An 11,905-nucleotide genomic window follows, 5' to 3' on the forward strand; every position below is an offset into this window, starting at 1 on the left:
GGTTTGTCTCATCATCCCCGGGTTGACTGCTCGTCATGACGACAACGACCTTGGTTCTCGGCGGCACCGGCAAGACCGGCCGTCACGTGGTGTCCGGCCTGCGGGCCGCCGGCCACCGGGTACGGCCCGCTTCCCGCTCCGGTGAGGTGCGCTTCGACTGGGCCGACGAGTCCACCTGGGCAGCCGCGGTGAGCGGCGCCGACGCGGCGTACCTGGTGTTTCCCGAAGACGACATCACCGGTGCCCGGCCGTTCGTCCGGTTCGCGGTCGAGCACGGCGTGCGGCGGCTGGTGGCACTGTCCGGGCGGGGCATCGAGGAGTACGGGATGCCCGAACTGACGGACGTGGAGGACGCGGTCCGCGAGTCCGGTGTGGACTGGACGATCCTGCGGCCGAGCTGGTTCAACCAGAACTTTGACCTCGGTCAGTTCCGTGACTACGTGCTCGCGGGGGACCTGCGGGTGCCGACCGGCGACGGGCGGGAGCCGTTCATCGACGCCGCCGACATCGCCGCGGTCGCCGTGGCGGCGCTGACCGATCCCCGGCACGCCGGGCAGACCTACGAGCTCACCGGACCCCGCGCGCTGAGCTTCGGCGAGGCGGCGGCGGAGATGGCCAGGGCCTCGGGGCGCGAGGTGCGCTTCACCGACGTCACCGAGGAGCAGTTCCTGGCCGAGCAGGAGGCCGCCGGGGTTCCGGAGAGCTGGGCGAAGCTGCTGGCCATGGTGTTCGGCAGGATCCGGCGCGGGGAGCACGAGCCGGTGAGCCCGGACGTCGCCGCCGTGCTCGGGCGCGACCCGGTGGATTTCGCCGACTACGCCACGGCCGCCTGGAAGCGGTAGCGCTCACAGCGAGCCGTACCGGACCTCGCCTCCCACCAGGGTCGCGGCGACACCGATCCCCGCCAGCTCGGCGGGGTCGGTGCGCAGCGGGTCCGCGTCGAGCACCACGAGATCGGCCAGCTTGCCGGACTCGACACTGCCGCCGACGTCCTCGCGCCCGCAGGCGTAGGCGGCACCCAGGGTAGCGGCCCGCAGTGCCTCGGCGACGGTCAGCGCCTCGTCCGGGCCGACCGGCCGGCCACTGGACGAACGGCGCTCCACCATGAACCGCACCGCCCGCAGCGGCGCCCCCGCGACCACCGGACGGTCCGAGCTGGACGCGATCGGGATGCCGGCGTCGAGCAGGGCCCGGCCGCGGTAGAGCCAGCCGGCTCGTTCGGGCCCGACGACGTCGGAGTAGTCGTCCCCGTTGTCCCACAGGAACTCCGGCTGCAGCACGGCGATCGCACCGACCGCGGCGAGCCGCGGCAGCTGGTCGGGCCGCACCATGCCGCAGTGCTCGATCCGGTGCCGGGGATCATCGCGGGGGACGAGGGCCTGCGCCCGCTCCAGCGCGTCGATCGCGATGTCCACCGCGCGGTCACCGATGGCGTGCACGGCGAGCTGCCAGCCTGCGGCGTGAGCGTCCACGATGGTCTGCCGCATGACATCGGGATCGTCCTGCAGCTGGCCGCTGCCCGGGTGACCGGTGTAGGGCTGGGTGAGTGCGGCCGTGCGGGCCATGATCCCGCCGTCCAGCCAGAGTTTCAGTGCCCCGATGCCCAGCGTCGGGTCACCGAGACCGGTCCGCAGCCCCAGGTCGATGCCCCGGGCGATGCGGTCGTCGGCGTGCGCCGGCAGCGGTCGCAGCGCGTCGGCGGCCACCATGAGCTGCATCCGCACACCCAGCCTGCCCTGTTCCCGTGCCGACTGGAACGCGGCCACCTCGGCGGGCGGGTTGCCCAGCAGGCCGCCACCGATGCCGGCCTCCGCACAGGTGGTGATGCCCTGGGACAGGCAGATCCGGGCGGAACGCTCGATCGCGTCCACCAGCTCGGTGATCCGGTAGGGCAGCCTGGCGGCACGCACGGCGAGCTGCCCGCGTTCCAGCAGCAGCCCGGTCGGTTCGCCGTCGGCGTCCCGGTCGACCTCCTCGCCGAGAGCCCGCAGCTCGTCCGGCGGAACCGCGGCCAGCGCGGCGCTGTTGACCACGCAGGCGTGACCGGACGCGTGCAGCAGCCACAGCAGCCGGTCGCGGGACACGGCGTCCAGCTCCGCTCTGGTGAGGTGCCCGCCGATCGGGCGCTGGTCGTAGCCGCTGGCCTCGACCCACTCCCCCGGCGCCGCCGCGTCCGCGGCCGCCGCCAGCCTGTCCAGCAGCGCCGCGCGGTCGGTGATGCCGCGCAGGTCGACCGTGCCGCCGTTGGCCATGCCGGACCAGATCATGTGGGTGTGCGCGTCCACGAAACCGGGCAGGACGCAGGCTCCGCCGAGCCGCACGGTGCGCCGCGCCGTCAGGCCGTCGAGTTCGTCGTCGACACCGACGATCTGGCCGTTCCAGACGCCGACGCGCCGGGCCGTGGGCCGCCGGGGGTTCATCGTGTGGACGATGGCGTCGTCGATCAGCAGGTCCAGCACCGGCAGCCCTTTCGCTCGTGTCGCACTACGGTGACAGGCATGACCGGGGGCGACGTGATGACCTTCGCCACACAGGAACGCGGCGACTTCGCGGACTTCCTGGACACGCTGACGCCGCGGCAGTGGGAGGCGCAGAGCCTCTGCGCCGGCTGGACGGTCCGTCAGGTGGTCGCCCACGTGATCAGCTATGACGAGCTGACCTTGCCGAACGTGGTCAGGCGGATCGTCCGGGGCAGGTTCACCCTGGGCAGGATCAACGACATCGGGATGCGGGAGTACGACCGGGACCCCGGCGAGCTGATCACGCTCCTGCGTGCCCACCAGCGGCCGCGCGGGCTCACCGCCGGGTTCGGCGGCATGATCGGGCTGCTCGACGCGACGATCCACCAGCAGGACATCCGCCGGCCACTCGGCCTGCCCCGCGAGATCCCGGCCGACCGCCTCCGGACCGCGTTGCGGCTGGTGCTGCGCGCGCCACCCGTTCGCGCCTACCCACGGGCGCGCGGTCTCACCCTCGTCGCGGAGGACGTGGACTGGAGGTGGGGCTCCGGCCCTGAGGTGCGCGGTCCCGGCGAGGCTGTGCTGATGGCCGTCGCCGGCCGCGGTCACGCACTCGACGAGCTGTCAGGCCCCGGCAAGGACGTGCTGGCGCGACGCCTCTGACCTCGCGCGCAGGTGCCGCCCGGTGGGGGTGTCGGCTTCGGCGAGTGCGGCGGGCGGCCCGGTGAACAGCACCCGGCCGCCGTGCCGTCCCGGGCCGGGGCCGAGGTCGATCACGTGATCGGCGCGGCGCACCACGTCGAGGTCGTGCTCGATCACCACGACCGTCGCTCCACCGTCGACGAGCCGGTCGAACAGCCGCACCAGCTCGTCCACGTCCCGCGGGTGCAGGCCGGTGGTGGGTTCGTCGAATACGTACACCCCGCCGGGCTTGTCCAGCTCGGCAGCGAGTTTGAGCCGCTGCCGCTCACCGCCGGACAGCGTGGTCAGCGGCTGCCCGAGGGGCAGGTAGCCCAGCCCGACCTCGACCATCCGGGCCAGGCGGGGATCACCGAAGTGCTCCAGCGCCTCGGCGGCACTCATCCGGAACACCGTGCCGATGTCGACACCGCGGTAGGTGTGCCGCAGGGCCTCCTCGGTGAACCGGCGGCCCTCGCAACGCTCGCAGGTCGACACCATCGGGTCGAGGAACGCCAGGTCGGTGTAGATGACGCCGAGCCCGCCGCACTCGGGGCAGCCACCCTCGGCGTTGGGGCTGAACAGCCCGGGGCCGACGCCGTTCTCCGCGGCGAACTTCGCGCGCAGGGTGTCCAGCACGCCGGTGTAGGTGATCGGTGACGACCGCCGCGATCCCCGCACCGCGCGCTGGTCGATCACGACCGCGTCCGGCAGGTAGCCGTGCACGAGTGTGCTCTTGCCCGAACCGGCCACCCCGGTAACCGCGGTGAGCACGCCGGTGGGCACGTCGACGTCGATGTCGCGCAGGTTGTGCCTGCCCGCACCGCGGATCTCGATGACACCGCGGGGCGTCCGGGGTGCCCGCTTGATCGCGCCGGTACGCGGGCGCGCCGGCGGCGGGCCGGTGTAGGTCACGGTGCCGCCGTCGCGGCCAGCACCGGGCCCCAGGTCCACCACGTGGTCGGCAGCGGCGACGACGTCCTGGTCATGCTCGACGACGAGCACGGTGTTCCCCTTGTCCCGCAACGAGAGGAGCATCGACGTCAGCTGGGCGACGTCCTGCGCGTGCAGCCCGGCGCTGGGTTCGTCGAACACGTACAGCAGGCCGGTGAGCGTGTTGCCGAGGTGGCGGACGGTCTTGACCCGCTGCGACTCACCGCCGGACAGCGTGGTGGTGGCGCGGTCCATGCTCAGGTAGCCGAGACCGATCCCGGCGAGCCGGTCCAGCTGAGCGGCGAGCGCGGCCGCCACCGGCTCGGCGGCGCGAGTGTCCAGCCCGCGCAGCACCTCGGCGAACCGCTCTGCCTCCAGCGCCGCGCAGTCGGTGATCGTCCACCCGTCGACGGTGACCGACCGCGCCCGCTCGCTCAGCCGGGTGCCGCCGCAGTCCGGGCAGGTGCCCTGGGTGACCACGCGCCGGTAGGCCTCCCGGGTGTTGCCCTTGAGCGACTCGACGTCCTTGGGCAGCCAGATCCGCTCGAACCGCGGCAGCAGTCCCTCGTACTGCTTGGGCACCGGCGCGGCATCGGTCGGCCGCTCCACCAGCGCGTCGGCGCCGTACAGGAACACCCGCCACTGCTCGTCGGTGAACTCGCGCAGCGGCACGTCGTTGTCGAACAACTTCGACCCGGTGAACGTGCGCCACGTCCAGCCGCCCACGCCGAACGTCGGGAACCGGATGGCGCCCTCGTTGAGCGAGCGGTCCCGGTCCACGAGCTGGTCCAGATCGATCGACTTGACGGTGCCCAGCCCCTGGCAGCGGGGGCACATGCCGGCCGGGTCGTTGAAGGAGAACGCGGTCGACTCGCCGATGTGCGGCGTGCCGGCGCGGGACCACAGCAGCCGCATCAGCGACCCGATCTCGGTGATCGTCCCGACCGTGGACCGGCTGTTGCCGCCGAGCGGCTTCTGGTCCACCACCACCGACGCGGGCAGGTTCTCGACGGCATCGACGTCGGGCCTGCCGAAGCCGGGCAAGCGGTTGCGCACGAACGCCGTGTGGGTCTGGTTGAGCTGCCGCTGGGACTCGGCGGCGATCGTGTCGAACACGAGCGAGGACTTGCCCGAGCCGGACACGCCGGTGACGACGGTCAGCGAGCCGGCGGGGATGGCGACGTCCACCTCGCGCAGGTTGTGTTCGCGGGCGCCGGTGACGGTGATAGCAGGCATGCCACCGACGCTAACCCCAGTTGTGGACACATAATGTCCACAACGTGTGCGACGCTGGACAGTGATGAACGGACCGAGCACACGCATGCTGGAGCTGCTGTCGCTGCTGCAGACCGGCCGGTCCTGGCCGGCCCAGGAACTGGCGGACCGCCTCGGCACGACGTCCCGCACGCTGCGCCGCGACCTGGACCGGCTGCGGGAGCTGGGGTATCCGGTCGAGTCCACCCGCGGCCCCGGCGGCAGCTACCGCCTGGCCGCCGGGCGGGCGATGCCACCGCTGGTGCTCACCGACGACGAGGCCGTCGCCACGACGGTCGGGCTGCGCATGGCCGCGGCGGCATTGGCCGGCGGGGCCACCGAGGGAGCGGCCGACGGTGCGCTGGCCAAGCTGGAGCGGGTGCTGCCACCCCGGCTGCGGCGGCGGGTCTCGGCGGTGGCCGGCGCGACGGAGGCCGTCACCCGGCGTTCGGTCGACCTGACGGTGGTCGACGCCCTGGCCATGGCCGCGCACGCGCACCGGCACGTGTGCTTCGGCTACACCGACCGGGCCGGGACCGAGACGGACCGCCACGTGGAGCCGTACCGCCAAGTGCTGCTCGACCGGCACTGGTACCTACTGGCCTGGGACCTCGACCGGGCCGGCTGGCGGACCTTCCGGCTGGACCGGATCACCGGTGTCGAGGCCACGGGCAGCACGTTCACGGCACGGCCGCTGCCGGCCACCATGGTTCACCGGACGGGCGAGCCTGCCGGGCCCCGTGGAGTGATCCTGTTCGCCGCGCCGCTGGGCACGGTGTCGGCCCGGCTGCACGCCCACGCCGGCGAACTGGAGGCCGTGGACGCGACGACGTGCCGCTACACGACACCACCCGACGACTGGGAATGGCTTGCGGCGGTGATCGCGGCGGTCGGTGTCCCCTACCGCGTCGAATCCCCGCCCGGCCTGCGGGCCGCCACCCGGCGGCTGGCCCGGCACGCCGCGAACGCGGTGCCGGATCAACCGCGGTGAGCCTCTCCGCTCCGGCATGCGGGCGCCGGTGCCGCCCCCCTGGGACGGCACCGGCACTGTCCCCACATTTCCCGTGTACCCGGTCCGCATGGCGAACCGAGCCATCACGTGAAGCGAACCCCCAGGCCGCTTCAGCGAAATTGTAATACACAACTTGGCGCCGACGCTACGCTGAAGCGTTATCAGCAGGTACGCGGTTACGTCCAAGTGACGCTATGATGGAGAGCGGGTACCCGACCGGTACCAGTCGGACTGGGGAGCTTCAGCCATGACTCACGACCGCGATCACCCGCCTCCGCCTGGCAGCCTGAGCGCACAACTGAACCGGTTGTTCGAGGTGATGCGCCCGGCGCAAGCGCCGGAGCGCACCGTCACCAACCGCGAGGTGGTGACGGCGTGCCGCGCCGAGGGCTGGGAACTTTCCGAGTCGCACCTGAGCGAGCTGCGCCGCGGGGTCAAGCAGAACCCCACACTGCGCACCCTCAAGGCGGTCGCCTGGTTCTTCGACGTCCCCGTCGGGTACTTCACCGACGCCGCGGTCACCGCCGAGGTGGAGCGCGAACTCGCCGACCGCGAACAGCGGCTCCGGCAGCAACTCGACGAGAGCCGCCACGCCCGCGAGGAACTGCGCAACGCGGCCAGGGAACTGCAGGACGCCCTGCGTGCCTCCGGGGTCACCCGGACCGCCCACCGGGACGCGGCCGGGGACGCCCGCACCGCGCGGGAACGGGCGTCGATGATGCGGGCACTGGCCCGGGCACTGGTTGACGAGGACGACGAGGACGCCGACGGGACCTCTGCGTGACCGCAGGCGGGAACGGCCGGTCCGTCGCGGACCGGCTGGACTGGCTGTTCGATGTCGCCGCCGTGGAGGACCCGGCAACGGGGCGGTGGCGGCGGCACACCACCGCCGAGGCCGGAGCGGTACTCGACGGCGGTCAGGCGGCGGTGGAGCGCCTGCTCGGCGGGGCCCCCGCCGAGCCGGACCAGGCCACGGCGCTGGCCAGGTTCTTCGATGTCGATCCGGCGCTGTTCGGCACCGACCCGGCCGCGGCCGCCGAGGCCGCCGACGACCTGCTCACGCGTGCGCTGCGCCGGCGGGGCGTGCTGTCCTACGCCATCTGCCGCATGCCGGTGGTGGACCGGCGAGATCAACTGCGGCGCCTGCTGCGGCCCGAGTCATCCGAAGGGCCTACAGGCAGCCGGAGGATGTGGCATGATGATCCGCGGTTGCCGAGGCCGAGCCACGACAGCGGGACGACAGGGATGACAGCGACACCGAGGAGCGTGGCCGATCTGCACGCACTGTGCCAGAGCCTGGTCAGCGACCTCGGGTTGAGTTCCCCCTTCGAGCCACACGAGTTGTGTCAGCGGCTTGCCGCGCACCGAGGCCGACCCATCAAGATCCGCGCGACCGATCTCGGAGCGACAACCGGGGTGGGTCACCTGGCGCCGGCGCGCAGAGTGGATCACATCCTCGTCGAACGCAACGCCCCCGCGCCGCAGCAGGCGCTGGTGATCTACCACGAGGTCATGCACCTCGTGTGCGACCACCTCGAGGTTGGCGACACCCTCACCTGCGGTCTCGGCAGCGCCGATGCCGACGCCTCCGGGGCCTACGACGACTGGCGGGAGTGGGAGGCCGAGGTCGGGGCACGGACGCTGGCCCGGCTGGGGCGTGAGCGGCCACGGCCGAACCGACTCCCGCTCGCGGCCGGCCCGGCCGAGCGCAGCATCGCCGCAGCGTTTGGATTCACGCATGGACATAGAGCTGGTAATCCGCTGGGCTAAAGGCGTGGTCATCTGCGCCGTCGCGGCCTGGGAGGTGGTCCAGCTCTCCCGCCGCCGTGACGATCTCGCGCTACGGGTGCTCACGATCGGCCTCGTGCTGCTCGCGATCGCCGCCACGTTCGGGATCAAGACCCCGGTACTGGAGCCGATCAGGGAGTTCTTCGGCCACAACTGGACCCACATCATCAACGGATGCTGGATGTCCATGGCCTTCTGCTGGGCGGCCTACTTCCTGCTGGCCGACACCGACAAGCCAGAGGCCCAGCGTAAGCGCAAGGCGCTGATCGAACTCGGCGTCCTGGTGGTGGCGCTCGCCCTCATGGTGTTCGCCCGCGAGTCCATGCCCCCCGGCCCGTGGCGCGAGAACATCCCCCTGGACCAGCGCGGGAGCTGGCAGCGCACGCTCTGGTACTGCGCGGTGAGCGGATACTCGCTGTTCGCCTGGTTCCTCGGGGTTCGCCGGGCCCTCGTGCTGCGCCGCAGGCTGCACCACCCGTGGGCACGGGCCGCGTTCTGGATCGTCGGCGCGGGCAGCGCGGCGATGGCACTCGGCGTCAACGGGGTGTCGCTGTCGCGCCAGCTCATCCGGCTCGTCGACCCGAGCTTCGACCCGGACCTGTTCACCGTCCTGTACTCGACCGGTCAGCTGACCGGGCAGTTCGTGCTGGCACTCGGTCTCGCCCTGGCCCCGCTGGCGACGCTGTTCTACCGCGCGCGAGCCCGCCTCGACCGCGGGGTACGGGCCCGCTACAGCCGCAGGCTGCTCCCCCTGTGGCAGCGGCTGACCACCGAGTTCACCTACATCCCGCTCCGCGACGTCCACACCGGACAGAGCGGCGGCGATTTCGAGCGGATCACCACGGAGATCACCGACGGGATCAGCGAGCTGGCACGGGACTGCCCCGAGCCCGACGGCGACATCGCCGACCCGAAGGTGGCGGCCGCCGTCATCGCCGACGGCCTGAACCGGCGCGCCGAACGACGCGACGCGCGGTGGGCGGGCGACGAGGACACGCTGTCCGAACCCCCTTATCCGCGCCTGGAACCGGACTTTCCCGACTGGCGCAGCCGTGCCCGGTGGATGCTGGCGGTCAGTGACGAGCTGCACGAACGCGGCGTGATCGGAAAGGACGAGCATGAGCGGGTCGGCTCGGACTGACGTGCGCCTCTCGGTTCTGGACACCTCGCCGATCGTCGAGGGGTCCACGCCCCGGCGCGCGCTACGCAACACCGTCGACCTCGCCGTGCTGGCCGACGCGCTGGGCTACCACCGCTACTGGGTTCCCGAACACCACAGCATGCGGGGCGTCGCCAGCTCCGCGCCCGCGGTGCTGATCGACCACCTCGCCAACGTCACCCGGCGGCTGCGTGTCGGCGCCGGCGGGGTGCTGCTGCCCAACCACTCCCCCATGGTCGTCGCCGAGCAGTTCGGCACGCTGGAGGCGCTGCACCCCGGCCGGATCGACCTCGGCATCGGCCGGGCCCCCGGCGGTTCGAAGCAGGCCGTCGAGTTCGTCCGGCCCGAACGCGAACGCACCGCGACGCCGTACCGCCGCCAGCTGGAGGAACTGCTGGCCTACTTCGACCCGGCCGACGACGCGCCGGTCAAGGCGATCCCCGCGCTGGGCGGCAACGTTCCCCCGGTGTGGCTGCTCGGTTCCTCCGCCGACAGCGCCGGCCTGGCCGCCGATCTCGGCCTGAACTACGCGTTCGCACGGCACCTCAACCTCGACGCCGCGGTGGACGCCACCCGCACGTTCCGCACGCGGTCGGATGCCGGGATGCTGGTCAGCGTCTCGGTGATCGCCGCGGAGGACGACGAGCGGGCGGAGTGGCTGGCGGGCTCGACCCGGCTGAAGGTGCTCAGCCGCCTGCGGGGCAAGCGGATCCGGTTGCCCAGCCCGGAGGACGCGGCGGCCTACCCGTACACCGACGACGACCGCGCCGTCATCGCCGAACGGTCCGCCAGCGTCGTCGTGGGAAGCCCGGACACCGTGGCCAAGCACCTGCAGACGGTGCTCGACGACACCGGAACCGGCGAACTCATGGTGACCACGCCGCTGTACTACCACGAGGACCGCCGCCGCTCCTACGAGCTGATCGCCTCCGTCGCCGACCGCCTCCGGCCACGTTAGGCGGGCCGCAGCAGCGTCGGGCTGCCGTCCAGGGCCACCTCCCCGGCGACCCGGGCGGCCGAGCCGTCGAGCCGTTCGGCGACCGACATACCGGGCGGGACCGGTACCCGTGCTGTCCCCTCGTGCGTCCACCAGATCTCGAACGGGACGCCACCGCGATCGAACCGGCACGTCCAGACGTTGCCCGCGAGCCCGGCCGGTTCGCCGTGACGGCAGGAGCCGACCCGCACGCCGGACAGCCACGAGCGCAACCGGCCGACGTGGGCGGCCGCCCGGGTGGCCGGGCCGCCGACGGGCTGCAGCACGATCGGCACCCGCGCGCCGCCCCAGTTATAGAAGTACATCCGCTCGAAGCGGGCGTACACGCCGGCGAGGAAGAACCGGGCGGCGTGGTCGGCGGCGCGGGCCTCGTCCAGCGGGGGCTGGTAGGGCACGTCGAAGTCGGTGCCGGTGCTCCACAGTTTCGCGTGGCCGTACCCGCGGTGGAACGCCTCGTTGATCCGCTCGGCCAGTTCCACCATCGTCTCCGGCGGGTCGGCCGCCCGCCGCGGGTACAGCTTGACCGCGGCGGCGTCACAGTGGTCGTACCCGCGCAGCTCGCCGAACCGCTGGAGATAGGCCAGGTAGGCCGGCTCCCAGAGCTGACCCATCGACGGGCATACCACGCTCGCGGCGGGATCGACCTCCCGGATCACCGCGGCGGCCCGGCGCACCATCTCCACCAGCACCTCCGGGCTTCCGGTGAAGAACTTGGCGTGGTTGGCCATGTCCCACAGCTCGTAGGCCCCGATCCGCCCGCGGAACCGGCTCGCAACGTCCCGCACGAGGTCGTCCCAGTCGGCGAGGTCGTCCGGCGGGGAGGCGCGGGCGCCGTCGGGGTAGGTGGCAGGCGGACCGGCCGGGCTGGCCCACTGCGGGGTACCGCCGAACACGTACACCACCGGAAGGCCCGCTCGGGCCGCGCCGTCCACCAGCCGTTCCAGGGTCGTCCAGTCATACCGGTCCCGCTCCGGCTCGATCTGGTTCCACTTGGTCTCGGAGTCCCACAGCCGGACCGAGCCGGCCTCGGACCCGGGCATGAGCCCGGTCGGGCTGTTGACCGTCACGCCGACGAACTCCGGAGCGATCGGCGACGGCGGCAGGGTCCACATGGGCGCGTCGATCGGGGCGGTGACCGTGGTGTCCACCGGGTCGTCGGGGATTCCGACGACCACGGCCACGGCGGCGAGCAGCACCATCGCCGCGGCACCGGCCAGCACGCCCCAGCTGCGCCGGGACAACGCAGGCAGCCGGGGCCGCACCGGGCGGTCGGCGGGCACCGGCTCGTCCGCGGGGCCGGCTTCGCCGGCGCGCTCCCACAGGCGGTACAGCGCGGACAGCTCGGCGCTGCCTGCACCGCACGCCAGCGCGATCTGCTCGACCGGGCCGAAGGCCGAGGGGACGCTGGCCCCGGTGCAGTAGCGGTGCACGGTCGAGCGGGACAGGTTCGCCTTCGCGCCGATGCGCTCGTAACTCCAGCCGGTGCGCTGCTTGAGTTCGGTGAGCAGAGATGCCAGTTCCCGCCCGGCGTCCACCCGCCATCACCCTCCCCCGGCATCAGCCTGCGAAAGACCGATCATCCCACACCGTTCCCGGCGTCCCAGCCCGTTTCGTCCTCCCAGGTC

Annotated in this window: 10 protein-coding genes; 7 read left to right on the forward strand and 3 right to left on the reverse strand. The window is 72.5% G+C overall.

All coding sequences use genetic code 11. The features are described 5' to 3' along the window. Positions 1–35: 35 nt before the first annotated feature. Positions 36–842: an NAD(P)H-binding protein gene (locus EWH70_RS33025; protein ID WP_130479510.1), complete on the forward strand. Its 807-nt coding sequence runs from the start codon at positions 36–38 to the stop codon at positions 840–842. Positions 843–845: 3 nt separating this feature from the next. Here the strand turns inward: EWH70_RS33025 and EWH70_RS33030 are convergent, their stop codons facing one another. Further along, on the reverse strand, positions 846–2,459 hold the full coding sequence (locus tag EWH70_RS33030) for an amidohydrolase (protein ID WP_165436522.1): 1,614 nt from the start codon (positions 2,457–2,459) through the stop codon (positions 846–848). 39 nt (positions 2,460–2,498) lie between these two features. Here EWH70_RS33030 and EWH70_RS33035 point away from each other — a divergent pair, with 39 nt between their 5' ends. After that, positions 2,499–3,122 carry a maleylpyruvate isomerase family mycothiol-dependent enzyme gene (locus EWH70_RS33035; protein WP_130479511.1) on the forward strand — a complete coding sequence of 208 codons (624 nt, stop codon included), beginning with the start codon at positions 2,499–2,501 and terminating at the stop codon, positions 3,120–3,122. On the opposite strand, the gene EWH70_RS33040 is transcribed toward EWH70_RS33035, so the two are convergent. After that, positions 3,084–5,306 (reverse strand): excinuclease ABC subunit UvrA, encoded by a 2,223-nt coding sequence (locus EWH70_RS33040; RefSeq protein ID WP_130479512.1) that lies wholly within the window; start codon positions 5,304–5,306, stop codon positions 3,084–3,086. The two genes, EWH70_RS33035 and EWH70_RS33040, sit on opposite strands and share 39 nt — an antisense overlap. An 85-nt stretch (positions 5,307–5,391) precedes the next feature. Between EWH70_RS33040 and EWH70_RS33045 the strand changes: the two genes are divergently transcribed. The 5 genes from EWH70_RS33045 to EWH70_RS33065 all read left to right on the forward strand — a co-directional run bounded on the left by EWH70_RS33045 (position 5,392) and on the right by EWH70_RS33065 (position 10,241). Next, positions 5,392–6,315, forward strand: coding sequence for a helix-turn-helix transcriptional regulator (locus EWH70_RS33045; RefSeq protein WP_205669355.1), 924 nt, complete (start codon positions 5,392–5,394; stop codon positions 6,313–6,315). A 268-nt stretch (positions 6,316–6,583) separates the two neighbouring features. Continuing rightward, a complete protein-coding gene (locus EWH70_RS33050) occupies positions 6,584–7,120 on the forward strand; it encodes a hypothetical protein (RefSeq protein ID WP_130479514.1) in 537 nt (178 codons plus the stop codon). Beyond that, positions 7,117–8,106: a M78 family metallopeptidase domain-containing protein gene (locus EWH70_RS33055; RefSeq protein WP_130479515.1), complete on the forward strand. Its 990-nt coding sequence runs from the start codon at positions 7,117–7,119 to the stop codon at positions 8,104–8,106. The genes EWH70_RS33050 and EWH70_RS33055 overlap by 4 nt, the downstream gene beginning before the upstream one ends. After that, positions 8,075–9,265, forward strand: a complete 1,191-nt coding sequence (locus EWH70_RS33060; protein WP_130479516.1) for an MAB_1171c family putative transporter — start codon at positions 8,075–8,077, stop codon at positions 9,263–9,265. The genes EWH70_RS33055 and EWH70_RS33060 overlap by 32 nt, the downstream gene beginning before the upstream one ends. Further along, positions 9,243–10,241: an LLM class flavin-dependent oxidoreductase gene (locus tag EWH70_RS33065; protein WP_130479517.1), complete on the forward strand. Its 999-nt coding sequence runs from the start codon at positions 9,243–9,245 to the stop codon at positions 10,239–10,241. The genes EWH70_RS33060 and EWH70_RS33065 overlap by 23 nt, the downstream gene beginning before the upstream one ends. Here EWH70_RS33065 and EWH70_RS33070 read toward each other — a convergent pair. Continuing rightward, positions 10,238–11,815, reverse strand: coding sequence for a helix-turn-helix domain-containing protein (locus EWH70_RS33070; RefSeq protein WP_130479518.1), 1,578 nt, complete (start codon positions 11,813–11,815; stop codon positions 10,238–10,240). The genes EWH70_RS33065 and EWH70_RS33070 overlap by 4 nt on opposite strands. Between the last annotated feature and the right edge of the window lie 90 nt (positions 11,816–11,905).

Origin of the sequence: Amycolatopsis suaedae, from assembly GCF_004214935.1 — a bacterium.
Taxonomy (GTDB): domain Bacteria; phylum Actinomycetota; class Actinomycetes; order Mycobacteriales; family Pseudonocardiaceae; genus Amycolatopsis; species Amycolatopsis suaedae.

Bases quoted from the DNA above. Each gene is read 5' to 3' on its own strand.
- EWH70_RS33025 (WP_130479510.1), top strand. From the start codon at position 36: ATGACGACAACGACCTTGGTTCTCGGCGGCACCGGCAAGACCGGCCGT.
- EWH70_RS33035 (WP_130479511.1), top strand. From the start codon at position 2,499: ATGACCGGGGGCGACGTGATGACCTTCGCCACACAGGAACGCGGCGAC.
- EWH70_RS33040 (WP_130479512.1), bottom strand. From the start codon at position 5,306: ATGCCTGCTATCACCGTCACCGGCGCCCGCGAACACAACCTGCGCGAG.
- EWH70_RS33045 (WP_205669355.1), top strand. From the start codon at position 5,392: ATGCTGGAGCTGCTGTCGCTGCTGCAGACCGGCCGGTCCTGGCCGGCC.
- EWH70_RS33050 (WP_130479514.1), top strand. From the start codon at position 6,584: ATGACTCACGACCGCGATCACCCGCCTCCGCCTGGCAGCCTGAGCGCA.
- EWH70_RS33060 (WP_130479516.1), top strand. From the start codon at position 8,075: ATGGACATAGAGCTGGTAATCCGCTGGGCTAAAGGCGTGGTCATCTGC.
- EWH70_RS33065 (WP_130479517.1), top strand. From the start codon at position 9,243: ATGAGCGGGTCGGCTCGGACTGACGTGCGCCTCTCGGTTCTGGACACC.